General features: G+C 63.3%; 18 protein-coding genes. 7 read left to right on the top strand and 11 right to left on the bottom strand.

What is annotated here, in order from left to right; translation table 11 throughout:
• Positions 1-29 precede the first annotated feature (29 nt).
• The gene (locus NKJ57_RS06005; protein WP_023743140.1) at positions 30-218 is read right to left on the bottom strand and encodes a DUF3008 family protein; all 189 of its coding nucleotides are present in this window, start codon (positions 216-218) and stop codon (positions 30-32) included.
• 162 nt (positions 219-380) lie between these two features.
• Between NKJ57_RS06005 and NKJ57_RS06010 the strand changes: the two genes are divergently transcribed.
• Positions 381-1,763 (top strand): RNB domain-containing ribonuclease, encoded by a 1,383-nt coding sequence (locus tag NKJ57_RS06010; RefSeq protein ID WP_023743141.1) that lies wholly within the window; start codon positions 381-383, stop codon positions 1,761-1,763.
• Positions 1,764-1,846: 83 nt separating this feature from the next.
• On the opposite strand, the gene murI is transcribed toward NKJ57_RS06010, so the two are convergent.
• The 3 genes from murI to NKJ57_RS06025 all read right to left on the bottom strand — a co-directional run bounded on the left by murI (position 1,847) and on the right by NKJ57_RS06025 (position 4,320).
• Complete coding sequence (murI, locus tag NKJ57_RS06015) at positions 1,847-2,635, bottom strand: glutamate racemase (RefSeq protein WP_023697564.1); 789 nt, start codon at positions 2,633-2,635, stop codon at positions 1,847-1,849.
• A 146-nt stretch (positions 2,636-2,781) separates the two neighbouring features.
• Positions 2,782-3,390, bottom strand: a complete 609-nt coding sequence (locus NKJ57_RS06020) for a DUF805 domain-containing protein (RefSeq protein ID WP_352511280.1) — start codon at positions 3,388-3,390, stop codon at positions 2,782-2,784.
• Between the two features lie 81 nt (positions 3,391-3,471).
• A complete protein-coding gene (locus NKJ57_RS06025) occupies positions 3,472-4,320 on the bottom strand; it encodes an RNA methyltransferase (protein WP_023743143.1) in 849 nt (282 codons plus the stop codon).
• Between the two features lie 216 nt (positions 4,321-4,536).
• Here NKJ57_RS06025 and NKJ57_RS06030 point away from each other — a divergent pair, with 216 nt between their 5' ends.
• Genes NKJ57_RS06030 through NKJ57_RS06040 form a run of 3 tightly spaced genes read left to right on the top strand, consistent with a single transcriptional unit; the run spans position 4,537 to position 6,972 of the window.
• The gene (locus tag NKJ57_RS06030; protein WP_023669114.1) at positions 4,537-5,748 is read left to right on the top strand and encodes an NADP-dependent isocitrate dehydrogenase; all 1,212 of its coding nucleotides are present in this window, start codon (positions 4,537-4,539) and stop codon (positions 5,746-5,748) included.
• 10 nt (positions 5,749-5,758) lie between these two features.
• Positions 5,759-6,373, top strand: coding sequence for a glutathione S-transferase family protein (locus NKJ57_RS06035; RefSeq protein ID WP_023726929.1), 615 nt, complete (start codon positions 5,759-5,761; stop codon positions 6,371-6,373).
• A 14-nt stretch (positions 6,374-6,387) separates the two neighbouring features.
• Positions 6,388-6,972, top strand: coding sequence for a demethoxyubiquinone hydroxylase family protein (locus NKJ57_RS06040; protein WP_023726930.1), 585 nt, complete (start codon positions 6,388-6,390; stop codon positions 6,970-6,972).
• 113 nt (positions 6,973-7,085) lie between these two features.
• Here NKJ57_RS06040 and alaS read toward each other — a convergent pair whose 3' ends face one another.
• Both alaS and recA read right to left on the bottom strand, forming a co-directional pair.
• Positions 7,086-9,752, bottom strand: coding sequence for an alanine--tRNA ligase (gene alaS / locus NKJ57_RS06045; protein ID WP_352511283.1), 2,667 nt, complete (start codon positions 9,750-9,752; stop codon positions 7,086-7,088).
• 273 nt (positions 9,753-10,025) lie between these two features.
• The gene (gene recA / locus NKJ57_RS06050; protein ID WP_023669117.1) at positions 10,026-11,129 is read right to left on the bottom strand and encodes a recombinase RecA; all 1,104 of its coding nucleotides are present in this window, start codon (positions 11,127-11,129) and stop codon (positions 10,026-10,028) included.
• Positions 11,130-11,411: 282 nt separating this feature from the next.
• Here recA and NKJ57_RS06055 point away from each other — a divergent pair, with 282 nt between their 5' ends.
• Together NKJ57_RS06055 and NKJ57_RS06060 are read left to right on the top strand one after the other, a co-directional pair.
• Complete coding sequence (locus NKJ57_RS06055; protein WP_352511284.1) at positions 11,412-12,356, top strand: carbohydrate kinase family protein; 945 nt, start codon at positions 11,412-11,414, stop codon at positions 12,354-12,356.
• 70 nt (positions 12,357-12,426) lie between these two features.
• The gene (locus tag NKJ57_RS06060) at positions 12,427-13,344 is read left to right on the top strand and encodes a pseudouridine-5'-phosphate glycosidase (RefSeq protein ID WP_031245513.1); all 918 of its coding nucleotides are present in this window, start codon (positions 12,427-12,429) and stop codon (positions 13,342-13,344) included.
• A gap of 203 nt (positions 13,345-13,547) precedes the next feature.
• Here the strand turns inward: NKJ57_RS06060 and NKJ57_RS06065 are convergent, their stop codons facing one another.
• The gene (locus NKJ57_RS06065; protein ID WP_023750772.1) at positions 13,548-13,871 is read right to left on the bottom strand and encodes a TfoX/Sxy family protein; all 324 of its coding nucleotides are present in this window, start codon (positions 13,869-13,871) and stop codon (positions 13,548-13,550) included.
• 83 nt (positions 13,872-13,954) lie between these two features.
• Here NKJ57_RS06065 and NKJ57_RS06070 point away from each other — a divergent pair, with 83 nt between their 5' ends.
• On the top strand, positions 13,955-14,452 hold the full coding sequence (locus NKJ57_RS06070) for a GFA family protein (protein WP_023706439.1): 498 nt from the start codon (positions 13,955-13,957) through the stop codon (positions 14,450-14,452).
• Between the two features lie 144 nt (positions 14,453-14,596).
• Here the strand turns inward: NKJ57_RS06070 and sufA are convergent, their stop codons facing one another.
• From sufA to sufD, 4 genes are all read right to left on the bottom strand, one after another.
• A complete protein-coding gene (gene sufA, locus NKJ57_RS06075) occupies positions 14,597-14,977 on the bottom strand; it encodes a Fe-S cluster assembly scaffold SufA (RefSeq protein WP_013532156.1) in 381 nt (126 codons plus the stop codon).
• 105 nt (positions 14,978-15,082) lie between these two features.
• Entirely contained in the window at positions 15,083-15,469 is a 387-nt protein-coding gene (locus tag NKJ57_RS06080) for an SUF system Fe-S cluster assembly protein (RefSeq protein WP_023709315.1), read from the bottom strand.
• Positions 15,470-15,490: 21 nt separating this feature from the next.
• Complete coding sequence (locus NKJ57_RS06085) at positions 15,491-16,732, bottom strand: cysteine desulfurase (protein ID WP_023734521.1); 1,242 nt, start codon at positions 16,730-16,732, stop codon at positions 15,491-15,493.
• 132 nt (positions 16,733-16,864) lie between these two features.
• On the bottom strand, positions 16,865-18,133 hold the full coding sequence (gene sufD / locus NKJ57_RS06090) for a Fe-S cluster assembly protein SufD (RefSeq protein WP_352511286.1): 1,269 nt from the start codon (positions 18,131-18,133) through the stop codon (positions 16,865-16,867).
• Between the last annotated feature and the right edge of the window lie 5 nt (positions 18,134-18,138).

The raw sequence follows: 18,138 nt of genomic DNA on the forward strand, positions 1-18,138 counted from the left end.
GGCTTTGTTTATCGACTCGGTTCAAGGTTTCAGTCTGCCGATTTCTTCTCCGGCAGGCCTTTGCGCTTGGTCTCTGCGAATTCCTCGAGCTGTTTTCCGCTCATCGAATTGTACATCGACTTCGACGCGCCTTGAAGTTCGCTCTTCCTGGTCTCGCCGCGCTTGGCCGACAGGGCTGCGCCAGCGGCCTTTTGCTGTGCTTTTGAGGTTGCAGGCATATCGGCTCCTCCTTTGCTGCCAGGGGAAGAAACGTTGCGCTCCGGCGACGGTTCCAGCGCTGGCGGTCAACTTCCGTTCCGCGCTCATGCCTGCCCATGGTCGGCCGGCACTGCCGGCAAAACCACCTTCCCGTGCCCGCAACGCCGGTGTAGGACGGCGCCATGAAATCGTTGAACGATCCCTCGCAGGCACTCGCCACCGGCCTCGCGAAAATCCGCACCGAGTTCCATGTGCCGGAGGGATTTCCCCCTGATGTAATGGCCATGGCACAGACGGCGGCCAGGCGCGTGCCCGACCAGCATGCCGACCGCACGGCGATGCCCTTCGTGACGCTCGATCCCGCGACTTCCACCGATCTTGACCAAGCGTTTTCGATCGAAGCGAGCGGTAGCGACCTTCTGTTGCACTATGCGATTGCCGACGTAGCCTGGTTCGTCGCGGACGGCGACGCGGTGGATCGCGAAGCCTGGGCGCGGGGCGAAACCCTGTATTTGCCGGACGGCAAGGCCGGGCTCTATCCCCGGGTCATTGCCGAGGGCGCCGCGAGCTTGCTGCCCGGCGGTCCGCGTCCGGCTGTCATCTTCACGGTCCGGATCGCCGACGACGGAGCGGTAAGGCTGGATGGCGCGGAGCGGGCAATCATTCAAAGCCGCGCCAAGCTCGCCTATGACAGCGTGCAGGCCGCCGACGTCCCAGTCGGCTTCGCCGAAATCGCGCGGCGCATGGCGGCGGCCGAAGACCGTCGCGGCGCTTCGCGCGTCGACCCGCCCGAGCAGGAGGTGGAACAGCTTGCCGATGGCACGTTCCAGCTTGCGTTCAGACCGCTGCTGCAATCCGAGCAAGACAACGCAGCACTTTCGCTGGCCGCCAACATGGCGATTGCCGACGCCATGCTGGCACACCGGACCGGCTTGTTCCGGGTGATGGCGCCGCCCGATGCTTCCAAAGTACAAAGACTGCGCAGCGCGGCACGGGCCTTAGGCCTGTCCTGGCCTCCTTCGACCAGCCTGTCCGACTATCAGCGAACCCTCGATCCGACCAACATGCAACAGGCAGCGCTGATGCTGGAAATCCGCCGCGCCGGCTCCGGTGCGTCCTACCAACCCTATGAAGAAGGCGTTGTCCCCTGGCACGAGGCGATGGCCGCGACCTATGCCCACGCCACCGCGCCCCTGAGGCGGCTGGCCGATCGCTACGTCGTGCGCTGCGTGCTAGCCATCGCCAACGGCCAGCCGGTGCCGCAAGCCGTTACCGAGGCGTTTTCCAGACTGCCGAAGGTGATGGGCCGCGCAGGCGCCCGCGCCTCGCAGATCAACCACGCGGCCATCGACCTTGCCGAGGCGGTGATGCTGAGGGGGCGCATGGGTGAAACATTCAAGGCCGTCGTCACCGACGTCGGTGATCAGCGTGTGCGCGTTCAGCTCTCGGACATGCCTGTCGTTGCGAATGTGAAGGCCTCAGGGTTCAGGCAGGGCGATGGCCTGACGCTAAGGCTTGTTTCGGCCGATCCGGATCGGCGCGTCATTGTCTTCGAGCCTGCCTAAAGCGCGTCGGCGACGCGCTTTAGTTTTTTCGTTTTATGCATGTCGTTGTCCCAAAACCGCTGCGCACTTTTGGGCGACATGCATTAGCGCGCGCTCAATCCAAAACCCTGCATCAGCCGGCCGATGGCGAAGTCCGCCTTTCCCGAGGTAAAGACGGCGATGTCGGGCTCGCTTTGCGGCAATGGCCCGTCGACAGCCGGAAGCAGCGACAGAGCGCGCCGCGCAATCGCCTCGGCCGGGTCGATCCAGTCGACCGGCCAGGGCGCGGTCTTGCGCATGCGATTGGCCAGGAACGGATAGTGCGTGCAGGCGAGCACGACGATGTCCGTGCGCAAATCGTCATGCTGGACGAAACACGGTGCGATCTCGGCACGCACGGCCTCCTCGTCGACAAAGCCCTCGCGCATGTAGGCCTCGGCCAGTCCGGCGAGATTGTTGCTGCCGACCAGCCGCACATGGCATTTCTGCGCCCATTTGCCGATCAGGTCGCGCGTGTACTGGCGCTTCACCGTGCCCGGCGTCGCCAGCACCGAGACCAGCCCGGACCGGGTGCGCTCGGCCGCCGGCTTGATTGCCGGCACGGTGCCGACAAAGGGATGGCCAGGGAATTTTTCCCGCAACGCATCGATCACCAGCGTCGAAGCGGTATTGCAGGCGACGACCGAAATTTCCGGATCAAAACGGTCGAGCAGCTTGGCGAAGAGCTCGACTATATGGGCCTGCAGCGCCGGCTCTTCCCAGGCGCCGTAGGGAAAGGCCTTGTCATCGGCGACGTAGACGAAGCGCCGGTCAGGCATCAGCACGCGCGCTTCGCGCAGCACGGTCAATCCTCCAACGCCGGAATCGAACATCAGGATCGGACGGTGGCTCATTGATAACGGACCATGAAAGAGGCTGGATCAGAAGGCTTGGCGGTCATTGGCCAATGCCGTTCTATCTGCAACCATCATGGCCTTGAAGTGGCGAATGTTAGCAACTTCCATGCAAAGCCGGCGAAGACGACCTTGCCTCGGTTGCTCTAGAGCCCGCGCTTGCCGAAGCCGGCGGGCCGCGGACGGCCCAGAGGCTGGGCGGACGGCACCGAGCGCGTGGCCGGTGTGGCGTTGCGCATAGAAGACTGTGCCGTGCTGCTGGCCATCCGGCCGGATCCCGCAGGCATGGGCGTATCGCCATCGAAATCGAAAACCGATGTCAGTTCGTCGATATTGATGCCCGCCACCGGCTTAGCCACCAGAATCGTGCACCAAAGGCCAAAGATCGACAGCGCAAGCAGGTTCAAACCGCTGGACGTGCTTTCCGGATTGTTGAAATCGATGACCAGCAGCGTGCCTGCCTGCAGAAAGGCGTAGATGGCGCAGAACACGATGTAGGACCACAGGATCCAGGCTTTGCCGTTGGCGTCGCGGCTGCGTCGCCAGGCGATGTTGGCACGCATGACCACAGCCAGGAGGGAAACGACCAGAACCGCGCCTGCCATGCCTTGCCGCGATGGACCGGGCGCCGAGTTGACCAGCCCCTCAAAGCCGATCGTGCCAACGATGCACAGCACGGCAAGAACGGCCTCGAGCAGGGCTACGCCGAGCGAATAGAAGAAGAAGCGCATACGGCCGATTTTGGACGTGAACATTTGCCACCCCACCGTTTTGACAACAATGGACGAGAGGCAAATAAAATTCGGTTACTTCAGCCGTTCGAAGCTTAGCGATTTCTAATCTTCTTTGTCTGCCTGGGGTTTTCGCGCAGCGGCCGGCAAACGCCTTGGATCGTCTCCCGGCGAGCCGTCACCGCGCGGCATGGCCGGCGAAAACCGGTCGAGCGACGAGATGATGCCACGCAGCACTTTCAGTTCCGGCTCGGCGAAACCGGCGCGCGTCAAGACGGCGCGCAGATTGTCGACCATCTTGGGTTTCTTGGGCGCCGGGCGGAAATAACCGCGCGCTTCGAGCGCGCCTTCGAGATAGGCAAACAGCCCGTGCAACTCTTCCTTGCTTGCCGGCTTCATTTCAGGGCTGGAGAAATTGGTCGCCGTCTCGTCCTTCAGGCCGGATTTCATCCATTCATAGGACATCAACAGCACGGCCTGGGCGATGTTGAGCGACGAAAAGCCGGGATCGACCGGGAAGGTGACGATCTCGTCGGCCAGCCCGACCTCGTCATTGTAGAGCCCAAAACGCTCGCGGCCGAACAAGATGCCGGTGCGCAGGCCGGCTATCTGACGCGCCCTGAGCGCCCTGCCCGCCTCGACCGGACCACGCACGGGTTTGAAGCCGTCGCGCTCGCGCGCGGTGGTGGCGAAGACGAAGTTGAGGTCGGCGACGGCGGACGCCAGGTCGCCGAACACTGTTACGGCATCGATGACATGGTCGGCGCGGCTGGCGGCGGCGCGCGCCTTCTCGCTCGGCCAGCCGTCACGCGGGTTGACCAGTCTCAGTTCGGCAAGGCCGAAATTGGCCATGGCGCGCGCGACCATGCCGATATTCTCGCCGAGCTGCGGCTCGACCAGGATGATCGCCGGCCCGGCGGCGGATGCGTTTTCAGGATGATCGACGGCGGACATGATCTCAATGAACTGCTGTTTGCGGCATTTCAGCGTTCCCTGCCACATCCGCTCGGCAAAATGAAGCTTTTGCAAACACCGGTCGCGGCACAGACGACCCATTCTGCACGGATGGTCGTTTGCGCGGCCAAATAGGCTTTGATATACGCTCCGCATACCCGGCCGAAGCCATGCGGGCGAGGCCGTTTTGTTCCCCAAAAGCGAGGCATTCTTTTCATGGCGAAGATCAAGGTGGCGAACCCGGTCGTCGAGCTCGACGGCGACGAGATGACCCGCATCATCTGGCAGTTCATCAAGGACAAGCTGATCCACCCTTATCTCGACCTGAAGCTCGAATATTACGACCTCGGCGTCGAGCACCGCGACGCCACCAACGACCAGGTGACCATCGATTCGGCCAATGCCATCAAGAAATGGGGCGTCGGCGTGAAATGCGCGACGATCACGCCCGACGAGCAGCGCGTCGAGGAATTCAAGCTGAAGAAGATGTGGAAGTCGCCGAACGGCACCATCCGTAACATTCTCGGCGGCACCATTTTCCGCGAACCGATCATCATGAAGAACGTGCCGCGTCTGGTGCCGGGATGGACCAAGCCGATCATCGTCGGCCGTCATGCTTTCGGCGACCAGTATCGCGCCACCGACTTCCGCTTCCCCGGCAAGGGCAAGCTGACCATCAAGTTCGTCGGCGAGGACGGCAAGGTGATCGAGCACGACGTATACGACGCACCCGGCGCCGGTGTTGCCATGGCGATGTACAATCTCGACGACTCCATCCGCGAATTCGCCCGCGCCTCGCTGAATTACGGCCTGCTGCGCAATTATCCGGTTTATCTCTCGACCAAGAACACCATCCTCAAAGCCTATGACGGCCGCTTCAAGGACATTTTCCAGGAGGTCTACGAGGCTGAATTCGAGGCCGAGTTCAAGGCGAAGAAGCTGTGGTACGAGCACCGGCTGATCGACGACATGGTGGCCTCCGCCCTGAAATGGTCTGGCGGCTATGTCTGGGCCTGCAAGAATTATGACGGCGACGTCCAGTCCGACACGGTGGCGCAAGGTTTTGGCTCGCTCGGCCTGATGACCTCCGTGCTGATGACGCCGGACGGCAAGACGGTGGAAGCGGAGGCCGCGCACGGCACCGTGACGCGCCACTATCGCCAGCACCAGAAGGGCGAGGAAACCTCGACCAATTCGATCGCCTCGATCTTCGCCTGGACGCGCGGCCTCGCCCACCGCGCCAAGCTCGACGATAATGCCGAGTTGAAGCGATTTGCCGACACGCTGGAGAAGGTCTGCATCCAGACGGTTGAGAGCGGCTTCATGACCAAGGACCTGTCGCTCTTGATCGGTCCCGACCAACCATGGCTGTCGACCACCGGCTTCCTCGACAAGATCGACGAGAATTTGCAGAAGGCGATGGCGTAAGCCGGCAGCCATGGCCAAGCCGGTCGTCTACGGGGCGGACTACAGCGTCTATGTGCGCATCGTCCGCCTCGTGCTGGCGGAAAAAGGCATCGACTACGACCTTGTGCCGGTCGATGTCTTTGCCGCCGAGGGCACTCCCGCCTGGTACTTCGAGCATCACCCTTTCGGCCGCATTCCGGCCTTCGAGCACGGCGGGTTTCGCCTGTTCGAAACCAGCGCAATCGCCCGCTATGTCGACGAGGCGTTCGACGGCCCGGCACTGCAGCCAAAAGACGCCCGCACCCGCGCAACGATGAACCAGATCATCGGCATGCTCGACGCCTATGCCTACAGATCGATGGTCTGGGACGTCGCCGTCGAGCGGCTTGAGAAGGAAGCGCCAGACGAGGCACTGGTCGCCAACGGGCTGCGCCAGGCGGAAACGGTGCTGCGGGTGCTCACCGCACTCAAGCCTCCCGGGCCGTGGCTGCTCGGCGACCAGCTGACGCTGGTCGACCTGCATGCGGCATCCATCATCGCCTATTTCGTCAAGGTCGCCGACGGGCAAAAGCTGCTTGCGGCGTTCGCCGACATCCAGGCCTGGTGGGACGGCATCGCAAAACGTCCGAGCCTGGCGGCGGGCTGATATGGGTTCGGGCCATGGCTGACCCATCTCGCCAGGACGCGCTCACCATCGCCAGAATTGTCAGGGTCAACCACGCCGGTGAGTTCGGTGCGATCAGGATCTATTCGGCGCAGATTCTTGTCGCCAGGCGCTTCTGGCCGGATTGCGTGCCATCCTTGTCGGAGATGCTCGGGCACGAGCGCACGCATTGCGCCGCCTTCCGTGCCGCCATGCCGGCGCGGAAGGCGCGACCGTGCCGGGTGATGCAATTCTGGAGCTGGGGTGGCTGGCTGCTGGGTTTTGTGACCGCCCTGATTGGTCCGCAAGGCATCTGGGCCTGCACGGCGGCTGTTGAAGCGGCGGTGCACCGCCATCTGGATGATCAGCTGTTTTTTCTCGCCAACCGCGACCACGACTTGCACGGCATCATCCTGGCGATCCGCGAGGAAGAGCTCGCCCATCTTCATCACGCCGAAGAGCAGCTGAAATCGCCCGGCCCGGCGCTGAACTTTTTACGGTCGCTGATTTCGATGGCCGCGGACGTGCTGATCTGGCTGTCCACCTGGGGCGATTCCAGCAGAATGACGCGCGCCCTGAAGGCGGCGAAAAGAACTAGCTAGACGGACCGTCTAAGAGCTGATTGCCGGCTTGCCACTATCAGCCACAGAATGGCAAGCACGGCGGCGAAGGCCGGAAAGCCGCACACAAAACCAGATCAGGCATAGGGTGGCTTTCAGGCCGCCTCCAGCGCCGCCCTCACCGCGGCGATCGCATCATTGGCCTTCGAGGCGTCCGGGCCGCCGGCTTGCGCCATGTCGGGCCGTCCGCCACCGCCCTGCCCGCCCAATGCGGCCGAGGCAACGCGCACAAGATCGACAGCGCTGAAGCGGCCGACGAGATCGTCCGTCACGGCGACCACGACGCTTGCCTTGTTGTCTTCGCCCGCACCGACGAAGACGACGACGCCTGAGCCGAGCGAAGTCTTGCCGGCATCGGCCAGCGGCTTCAAATCCTTCGGCGACACGCCGGAAACCGCTTTGCCGAGGAAGCCGATACCGGCGACGGTTTCGGTGGTGGCCGGAGCATCGGCCGCGGCACCACCGCCCAGCGCGAGTTTCTTGCGCGCTTCGCTCAGCTCCTTCTCGAGCTTCTTGCGCTCCTCGAGCAGCGTCTCGACACGCGCCGGCACGTCGGCCGGCGAGATCTTCAGCACAGCCGCCGTCGCCTTCAGGCGCCTGTCCTGCTCGTCGAGATATTTTCGTGCGGCTTCGCCGGTCAGCGCCTCGATGCGGCGCACGCCGGCGGCGACTGCGCTGTCGGAGACGACACGGACCAGGCCGATATCGCCGGTCGCCCGGACATGGGTGCCGCCACAAAGTTCGACGGAATAGGGTCTATTGGCCTTGGCGCCATGCACGCCGGTGCCCATCGAGACGACACGCACCTCGTCGCCGTATTTTTCGCCGAACAGCGCCATGGCGCCTTCGGCGATGGCGTCGTCGACCGACATCAGCCGCGTCGTCACCGGGCTGTTCTGGACGACGATTTCGTTGGCCATGCGCTCGACCTCTTCGAGATCTTCGGCCGAGATCGGCTTGTTGTGCGAGATGTCGAAGCGCAGGCGCTCGGGCGCGACCAGCGATCCTTTCTGCGCGACATGGGTGCCCAGCACCTCGCGCAGCGCCTCATGGATCAGATGCGTTGCCGAATGGTTGGCACGCAGCCGGGTGCGGCGCGCATGGTCAACCTTCAGCTCGACGGCTGCACCTGGCTTGACCGTGCCGTTCGTCACCTTGCCCAGATGCACGAACAGGCCGTCGGCCTTTTTCTGCGTGTCGGAAACCTCGATCGAGAAACCTTCGCCGGAGATGATGCCGGTGTCGCCCATCTGGCCGCCCGACTCGCCATAGAACGGCGTCTGGTTGACGACCACCGCCACCACGTCGCCCTTGCCGGCGCTATCGACTGTCTTGCCGTCCTTGACCAGGGCCTGGATGAGGCCTTCCGCCTGTTCGGTCTCGTAGCCGAGGAATTCGGTGGCGCCGGCCTTCTCGCGTACAGAAAACCAGATGGTCTCGGTGGCCGCGTCGCCGGAGCCAGCCCAATGCTTGCGCGCTTCGGCCTTCTGCTGCTCCATCGCATGGGTGAAGCCGGCAAGGTCGACCGAGATGTTGCGCTGGCGCAGTGCGTCCTGCGTCAGATCGAGCGGGAAGCCGTACGTGTCATAGAGCTTGAACGCCGTCTCGCCATCCAGCATATCGCCGGCGTGCAGCGTATCCGTCGCCTCCGAGAGCAGGCCGAGGCCGCGCACCAGCGTCTTGCGGAACCTGGTCTCCTCGAGCTTCAGCGTCTCGGTGATCAGCTGTTCGCCGCGCAGCAGTTCGGGATAGGCCTGGCCCATCTCGCGCACCAGCGCCGGCACCAGTTTCCACATCAACGGCTCCTTGGCGCCGAGCAACTGCGCATGGCGCATGGCGCGGCGCATGATGCGGCGCAGCACATAGCCGCGGCCTTCGTTCGACGGCAGCACGCCGTCGGCAACCAGGAAGGAGGACGAGCGCAGATGGTCGGCAATGACGCGGAAGGAGGCGACCGTCTCCTTGTCCGGGCCCTGCCCGAGCGCCGATGACGCCGCATCGATCAGGTGGCGGAACAGGTCGGTCTCGAAGACGCTCTCCACCCCTTGCAGGATGGACGCCATGCGCTCCAGGCCCATGCCGGTGTCGATCGACGGCCGCGGCAGGTCGATGCGCTCATCCTTGGTGACCTGCTCATATTGCATGAACACCAGGTTCCAGAATTCAAGGAAGCGGTCGCCATCCTCCTCCGGGCTGCCGGGAGGGCCGCCCCAGATGTGCTCGCCACGGTCGATGAAGATTTCCGAGCACGGCCCGCACGGTCCGGTGTCGCCCATAGCCCAGAAATTGTCGGAGGTCGGGATGCGGATGATGCGGTCGTCGGAGAAACCGGCGATCTTCTTCCAGAAGCCGGCCGCCTCGTCATCGGTGTGATAGACGGTGACCAGCAGCTTGTCCTTGTTCAGGCCGAACTCCTTGGTAATCAGGTTCCAGGCCAGTTCGATGGCGCGCTCCTTGAAATAGTCGCCGAAGGAGAAATTGCCGAGCATTTCGAAAAAAGTCAGGTGGCGCGCGGTGTAGCCGACATTGTCGAGGTCGTTGTGCTTGCCGCCGGCGCGGACGCTTTTCTGCGCGGTGGTGGCGCGCGAATAGGACCGCTTCTCCAGGCCGGTAAAGACGTTCTTGAACTGCACCATGCCGGCATTGGTGAACATCAGCGTCGGGTCGTTGCGCGGCACCAGCGGGCTCGAGGCCACGACCTCGTGGCCCTCCTTGCGGAAATAGTCGAGGAATGTCGACCGGATCTCGTTCACGCCACTCATGACTGCTGCCTTTTCGCGAAAACCGCCGGCACGGCCGGCGGACACTGGTCTCTGCTTTTTAGAAGATTGACTTGGCCTTTTAGCGGGCACGCCCCACCCTGTCCAGAAACACGGAATTGGGCCATCCCGGCAACTGCCAAGCCGGCTTCACGCTGCCCAAAAACGAAAACCGCCGGCGCGAAGGCCGGCGGTTTGAAACGCAATACTAAAGAACTCGGTTACTTAATCATCGGATAATAGACTGGATTTTTATGGCCGAACTCTGGCCGTGCCCTACATGGCGCCGGATTCTTCCTCGAAGCCGTCGTCGCTTTCGCCGCGCTCGGGGCCGCCATTTTCAAGAAATTTCTCGGCGATCAGCCCGGCATTCTGCCGCAGCGCAAGTTCGATCTCACGCGCCGTGTCGGGATTGTCGCGCAGGAACAGTTTGGCGTTTTCGCGACCTTGGCCGAGACGCTGCGAATTGTAGGAGAACCAGGCGCCGGACTTCTCGACCACGCCGGCCTTGACGCCGAGATCGACCAGTTCGCCGGTCTTGGAGACGCCCTCGCCATACATGATGTCGAACTCGACCACCTTGAAGGGCGGCGCCAGCTTGTTCTTGACGACCTTGACGCGGGTCTGGTTGCCGACGACCTCGTCGCGGTCCTTGACCGAGCCGATGCGGCGGATGTCGAGGCGCACCGAAGCGTAGAATTTCAGCGCGTTGCCGCCGGTCGTGGTTTCGGGCGAACCGAACATGACGCCGATCTTCATGCGGATCTGGTTGATGAAGATGACCATGGTGTTGGAGCGCGAGATCGAGGCGGTCAGCTTGCGCAGCGCCTGGCTCATCAGACGCGCCTGAAGACCGGGCAGAGAATCGCCCATCTCGCCTTCGATTTCGGCGCGCGGCGTCAGCGCCGCCACCGAATCGACGACCAGCACGTCGATGGCGCCTGAACGCACCAGCGTGTCGCATATTTCTAGCGCCTGCTCGCCGGTGTCCGGCTGCGAGATCAAGAGGTTTTCCAGATCGACGCCGAGCTTGCGGGCATAGACCGGATCGAGTGCGTGCTCGGCATCGACGAAGGCGCAGATACCGCCTTTCTTCTGGGCTTCGGCAACTGTGTGCAGCGCCAGTGTCGTCTTGCCCGAGCTTTCCGGCCCGTAGATCTCGACGATGCGGCCGCGCGGCAGGCCGCCGACGCCAAGCGCGATGTCGAGGCCCAGCGATCCGGTCGGCACGGTTTCGATCTCGACGACCTGCTCGTTGGCGCCAAGCCGCATGATCGAGCCCTTGCCGAAGGCGCGCTCGATTTGCGACAGCGCCGCGTCCAGAGCCTTTGATTTGTCCACCGCTTTGTCCTCTACAAGCCGCAAAGAATTCTGAGCCATGATACATCACCCCTTGGTCGTCAATGAAGGCCGGACAATCCGTAATCCCTGCCCATTTTGTACTACTTTTGTTCTCGTTTGGCAAGAGGGGTCAAATATCTGAAAAGCAATCTTTATCCGGATTTGTTCTTTTTTTGTCTCACGCCTTCGTTTCCGGATGTATCCACCATTGGGCCAGACGCTCCGGCTGTTTCGATCGGCCGAATCGCCGGCTTGCCTGCGAAGCTCCGCCGCACAGCGTAGCGCTTGTGCGGCTCGAATAACAAAGGTCATATCGCCGGCATGGTGAAATCAGCAAAGATACTGGCGGTGGGCGGCGCCCATATCGATCGCCGCGGCCAGGTGTCGGGCACGTACGTGCCCGCGGCGTCCAACCCCGGCACGATGCGCGAGGATGTCGGCGGCGGCGTATTCAACGCGCTGCGCAGCCTGGTGCGGCGCGGCGTCTCGGCCTCGCTTTTGTCGGTGCGCGGCGGCGATGCCTCGGCCGAGACGGTTGCGCGCGCCATCGCCGACTCCGGCATTGCCGACCTGTCGGCGGTTTTCCTCGACCGCACGACGCCGAGCTACACGGCGCTGATCGATCGCGACGGTGAGCTGATCACCGGCTTTGCCGATATGGCGCTCTACGATTTGGCGTTCCCCAAGCAGATCCGCCGCTCCAAGGTGCGCGAGGTGGTCGCCGAGGCCGATGCGGTGCTCTGCGACGCCAATCTGTCATCAACGGCGCTGGAGCGGCTGGTGGGGCTCGCCGCCGGCAAGCCGGTGTTCGCCATTGCCATTTCGCCGGCCAAGGTGGTGCGGATGATACCGGTGCTGAAGGAGCTCGCGCAGGTCTTCATGAACCGGCGCGAGGCCATGGTGCTGGCCGGCGTCGATGCCAATGCCACCGAGCGCGAGACCGTCGACGGACTGCGCTGCAGCGGCCTCACCAGTGGCGTGGTGACGGCGGGCGACGGCCCGGTGCTGGGATTCGACGAAGCCGGCGCCTTCTCTATCCTGCCGCCGGCGCCGAGAAAAGTCGCCGACGTCACCGGCGCCGGCGACGCGCTGGCCGGCGCCACCATCGCTGCCCTGCTGCGCGGCCTGGCATTGCGCCAGGCCCTCCGCGAAGGCGTTGCCGCGGCGACGCTCGCCATCGAAAGTTCGGATGCCGTGCCGGCCTTCACCGCCGCGACCTTCACCGAGGCACTGGCTCTTGTGCCCGACGCGCAGGAAATGGCATGAGGGCGGCCAATTGCCATTGCCGGAGCGCGACGTCCAAGCGGACGCGCGGATCTCCGGATCGGAGACCATCATGACACCGCAAAGCGCCCGCCCCTTGATCGACCTCCACGCGCCCGTGGCCGAGGCGCTCGCCGCTGGCCGCCCGGTCGTGGCGCTGGAGAGCACCATCATCACCCATGGCATGCCTTACCCCGACAATGGCGCCATGGCCGCCAATGTCGAAAAGATCATCCTGGACAATGGCGCGGTGCCGGCGACGATCGCCGTGGTCGCCGGCCGAATCAAGATCGGACTGTCCGACGGCGAGCGCGAGTCGCTGGCCATGACCGGCGATGCCATGAAGCTGTCGCGCGCCGATCTCGGCTTTGCAGTCGCGCAAGGCCGCACCGGCGGCACCACGGTCGCCGCCACCATGATCGCGGCCGACATGGTCGGGATAAAGGTGTTCGCCACCGGCGGCATTGGCGGCGTCCACAAGGGCGCGGAAAAAAGCTTCGACATCTCGGCCGATCTCGACGAGTTGGCGCGCACGCCGGTCATCGTCGTCTCGGCCGGCGCCAAGGCGATCCTCGACATCGAAAAGACGCTTGAAGTGCTGGAGACGCGCGGCGTGCCGGTGATTGGCCATGGCTGCGAGACGATGCCGGCCTTCTGGTCGCGGCATTCGCCGTTCCGCGCGCCGCTGACCCTGCACAGACCGGAAGAGATCGCGCATTTCTACAAGACCAGGGCGGCACTTGGCCTGGTCGGCGGCATGCTGATCGCCAACCCGGTGCCGCAGGACGATGAAATCCCGGCCGACGAGATGGCCGGCTACATCGAGGCCGCGCAGAAGGCGGCCGAGGCGCAGAATGTGACCGGTAAGGCGGTGACGCCGTTCCTGTTGGGCAAAATCCTCGAACTGACCGGCGGCCGGAGCTTGAAGACCAACATCGCGCTGGTCGAGAACAATGCGCGGCTGGCGGCGAGGATTGCGACGGCGCTGTAGGATCGCCTACGTCGGCGGGACAGCACCCCCCTCTGGCCTGCCGGCCATCTCCCCCGCAAGGAGGGAGATTAACAGCTTAGCCGCAGGCTCCCATTTTCAACGTTGGTGATTGGCGAAGGCCAATGTGACAACTGATCTCCCCCCTTGCGGGGGAGATGTCCGGCAGGACAGAGGGGGGTGGGAAGAAACGCGGCGGTCCCGGTTCACTTCCCCGCCCTTCGTCCCGCCTCATAAGCCCGGCGCGCCCACACCCTCATCTCGTCAGGATCATCAAACGCGCTGTCGGGAATGCTCCAGTATGGCATCGCGACCAGCTTGCCGTGGCGGGTGCCGGTATAGGTCCATTGCTTGCAGCCGGCGGCTTCGAAGTCGGACGCGCTTTGCTCGTCAGCTTTGAGCAGCAATTCGCCGCGCAGCACGATAGCGACGATGACGCCGTCGAAATAGATACCCTTGCCGCCGAACAGTTTTCGGATACTGACCGGGCCGAGGCCTTCGAACAGTTCTTCGATGCGTTCATTGTCCATGCCGCAATCATGTCACCGGGCTTGCCATGGCTGCAACCAAAAACCATGCTGGCAAGTTGAGAGCCATCCGTCGGAGTTCTGTCATGCCGCTGCTGCTCAAGGGATCCTGCCGCTGCGATGCCGTCCATTTCGAGGTGGAGAGCAACACGCCGGTGCCGTTCATGCTGTGCTACTGCTCGATCTGCCGCAAGCAGCAGGGCGGCGGCGGCTTCGCCATCAATCTCGGCGCCGATTACAAGACGCTGAAAATCAAGGGCAAGCGCAATCTCGGCGTCTACCAGGCCGAGATCGCGGACGACGAGCATCCAAAGTGCGAGATTTCGACGGGCGAGCGCAATTTCTGCAAGAAGTGCGGTTCGGCGCTCTGGCTCTACGATCCGACATGGCCGGACCTGGTCCACCCCTTCGCCTCGGCAATCGACAGCGAGCTGCCGAAGCCGCCGGAGAAGGTGCATCTGATGTTGAAATACAAGGCGAGTTGGGTCGAGCCGGTGATCGGCAAAAAGGACAAGGCGTTCGACGTCTATCCCGAGGAATCGATCGCCGACTGGCACAAGCGGACGAAGATGTGGGTGAAGTGAGGGCTCGGAGCGCGACTTCCGATGGTTAGCGCTGCCCCTCACCCGGCCCTTCGGGCCGTTCGTCATTCGAAAAGCCAAGCAATTGGCTTTTCGCCCGCTGCGCGGACCATTCCTCACCTCCCCGTGAACGGGGCGAAGGAAAGATCAGGCGGAAGCGCGCGCTTCAGCCAGCGCCTTCAGGTCGGCGGGCTTCAGTTCGACGGATTCGCCGCAGCCGCAGGCCGAACTCTGGTTCGGGTTGTGGAAGGTGAAGCCGGTGCGCAGCGTGGTCTGCTCGAAATCCATCTCGGTGCCGAACAGGAAAAGGGCAGCCTCGGGCGCGACATAGACATGCGCGCCGTCGCGTTCGATATGGTCGTCCTTGGTATTGGGCTCGGTCACCAGGTCGACCGTGTATTCCATGCCGGCGCAGCCGCCCTTCTTGATGCCGAGGCGAATGCCATGCGCATTGTCGCGCGTGGCGACGATCTCGCGCACCCGGTCGGCGGCCTTTTCGGTCATCGTGATGACGGCGAAGCGTCCCATTCTTTTTCCTCTTCCATTCCATGCAGGTTCAAGGCCTGCCGAATGATTCCTCACCTAAAATGGTGAAGTTTTACCACTGGTGCAAGTGCACCAACCTCAGTCAACCTAGTACCAGCCCACCGCCACCTGCGCCTCTTCCGACATGCGGTCGGGCGACCAGGGCGGGTCGAAGGTCATGTTGACCTCGACGCCGGAGACGCCTTCGACGGCGCCGACGGCGTTTTCCACCCAGCCGGGCATTTCGCCGGCCACCGGACAGCCGGGCGCGGTCAGCGTCATGTCGATCTTGACCGCGCGGTTGTCCTCGATGTCGATCTTGTAGATGAGGCCGAGCTCATAGATGTCGGCCGGTATTTCCGGGTCATAGACCGTCTTCAGCGCCGAGACGATGTCGTCGGTCAGCCGCGCCAGTTCGTCGGCGGGAATGGCCGAGGCGGAAACCAGCGGATTGATGGCTGCTTCCGGCGCGGTGGTGTGGCTCGCATCATCCATGGTCGTCATCCAAAGAACCTGTCACCCGAAGAACTTGCGCGCTTTTTCCAGCGCATCGGCCAAAGCGTCGACTTCGGCCCTGGTATTATACATGCCGAACGATGCCCTGCATGTGGAGGTTACGCCAAAGCGTTTCAACAGCGGCTGGGCGCAATGGGTGCCCGCGCGGACGGCAACACCTTGCCTGTCTATCACCATCGACACGTCATGGGCATGAATGCCCTGCAACTCAAAGGAAATGATGGCGCCCTTGTCCGGCGCGTCGCCGAAGATGCGCAGCGAGTTGATGGCGCGCAGCCGCTCGTGTGCGTAGGTCTTGAGGTCGGCCTCGTGCGCGGCGATGCGCTCGCGGCCGATCTTTTCCATGTATTCCAATGCTGCACCCAGCCCGATCGCCTGCACGATCGGCGGCGTGCCGGCCTCGAAGCGGTGCGGCGGCTCGTTGTAGGAGACGACGTCTTCCGTCACTTCCTCGATCATCTCGCCTCCGCCCATGAAGGGGCGCATGGCCGAGAGAATATCCTTCTTGCCGTAAAGCACGCCGATGCCGGACGGCCCGTAAACCTTGTGGCCGGTGAAGACGAAGAAGTCGCAATCCAGATCCTGCACGTCGATCGGCATGTGCACGGCGCTCTGGCTGCCGTCGACAAGTACGGGAATTCCACGCGAATGCGCGATGCGCACGATCTCCTTGATCGGGGTTACCGTGCCCAGCGCGTTCGACATATGCGTGATGGCGACGAGCTTGGTCTTGTCGGTCAGCCGCTTTTCGAATTCCTCGATGTGGAAGATGCCGAGATCGTCGACCGGCACCCAGACCAGCTTGGCGCCCTGCCGCTCCCGGATGAAATGCCACGGCACGATGTTGGAGTGGTGCTCCATGATCGACAGCACGATCTCGTCGCCCGCGCCGATATTGGGCATGCCATAGCCGTAAGCCACGGTGTTGATCGCCGCGGTCGTGTTCGAGGTGAAGACGATGTTGTCGGTGCTTGGCGCATTGAGGAAACGGCGCACCGTCTCGCGTGCCTTCTCATAAGCGTCGGTTGCGGCATTCGACAGGAAATGCAGGCCGCGATGCACGTTGGCGTATTCCTGGGAATAGGCGTGCTGGATCGTATCCAGCACCACCTGCGGCTTCTGCGCCGAGGCGCCATTGTCGAGATAGACCAGCGGTTTGCCGTAGACTTCGCGCGACAGGATCGGGAAGTCGCGGCGGATCGCCTCGACGTCGTATGGGGTTGTTTCGATCTTCTGGTCCATTACAAGCTCTCTTGAGGCACCGCCTCACTTCGTCACGCACCCCTCACCCGACCGAGCTTCGCTCGGCCACCGCCCGGGGCGTGTCACTTGCCTCGCCCGTCCTTCGGACCCACAAGGGGAGAAGGGGAGGCGCTACCCATGCGCCACGAACCAGTCGTCGAGCCTTGTTTCCAGGGCCTCGACGATGGTTTCGTCGTCCAGTTCCTCGATCACTTCGGCGACGAACGCCTTGACCAGCAGGCCGCGGGCGCTCTTCTCGTCGATGCCGCGCGCCATCAGATAGAACAGATGGTTGTGGTCGATCTCGGTGACGGTCGCGCCATGGCCACAGATGACGTCATCGGCGAAGATTTCGAGCTCCGGCTTGGTCGAGAACTCGCCATCATCCGACAGAAGCAGCGTGTTGCAGGCCATCTTGGCGTTGGTCTTCTGCGCGTATTGGTGGACGTTGATGCGGCCCTGGAAGACGCCGCGCGCCTTGCCGGTCACGACATTGCGGATCACTTCCGTCGACGTCGTATGCGGCACGGCATGGTCGAGCACCATGGTCACGTCGGTATGGGTGTCGCCGGCGAGCAGGTTGATGCCGCGCAATTTGAAGTCGGCGCCTTCGCCCGTGGTCTTCACCACGATCTCCTGGCGCACAAGCTTGCCGCCGGCATTCATGAAAAACAGTGTCAGTTTCGAATTCTTGCCGAGATGCGCCTTGAACTGCGCCAGATGGGTGGCCGTCTCCGGCTGTTCCTGGATGATCAGCCAGGTCACCTCGGCGCCTTCGTCGAGCACCAGCTGGCTGACGGAGCTGGCCAGAGCCGCGCCCTCGCCCGCCTGACGCTCGACGATCGCAGCCTTGGCGCCGGCGCCGACACGCACGGGAAAGCGCACATGGGTCTGTCCGCCGGCTTGCACGTTCTGCAATTCGACCGGCTTTTCCAGTGCTGCGCCATCGGCGATGTCGACGAAATAGCCGTCGGCGACGAAAGCAGTGTTCAGCGCGCCGATGGCGTCATCGCTGCCATAGGGGTCGAGGCCGGGCGCAATCGAGCCATCGGTCAGCTTTTCCGACAGGCGCTGGACGGTCACGCCTTCGATGGCAGGGAATTTCGCACTCGAGACGCCGTTCAGAACTGCCAGCACGGCGGAACCTTCGACGATGGGAGCCAGCCCCTTGGCGGCGGCCGTCGGATCGAACGCCGGCACCGCGGTCAACAGCCGGCGCAGGTCAGTGTAATGCCAGGATTCGATGCGCCGCGTCGGCAGGCCGTGCTTGATCGCCTCGATGGCGTCGTCGCGCTTCAGCATCACCGCACCGTCGCCCGGCAGCAGCGACAGCCGCTCGCCGAAAGCGTCGATCAGCGCCGTTTCGGCCTGGGTGCGCTGGGGTGTCGAATGCATGTTCATAAGCT

The sequence above is a fragment of the Mesorhizobium sp. M0077 genome, from assembly GCF_040322955.1.
In the GTDB taxonomy this organism is placed as follows: domain Bacteria; phylum Pseudomonadota; class Alphaproteobacteria; order Rhizobiales; family Rhizobiaceae; genus Mesorhizobium.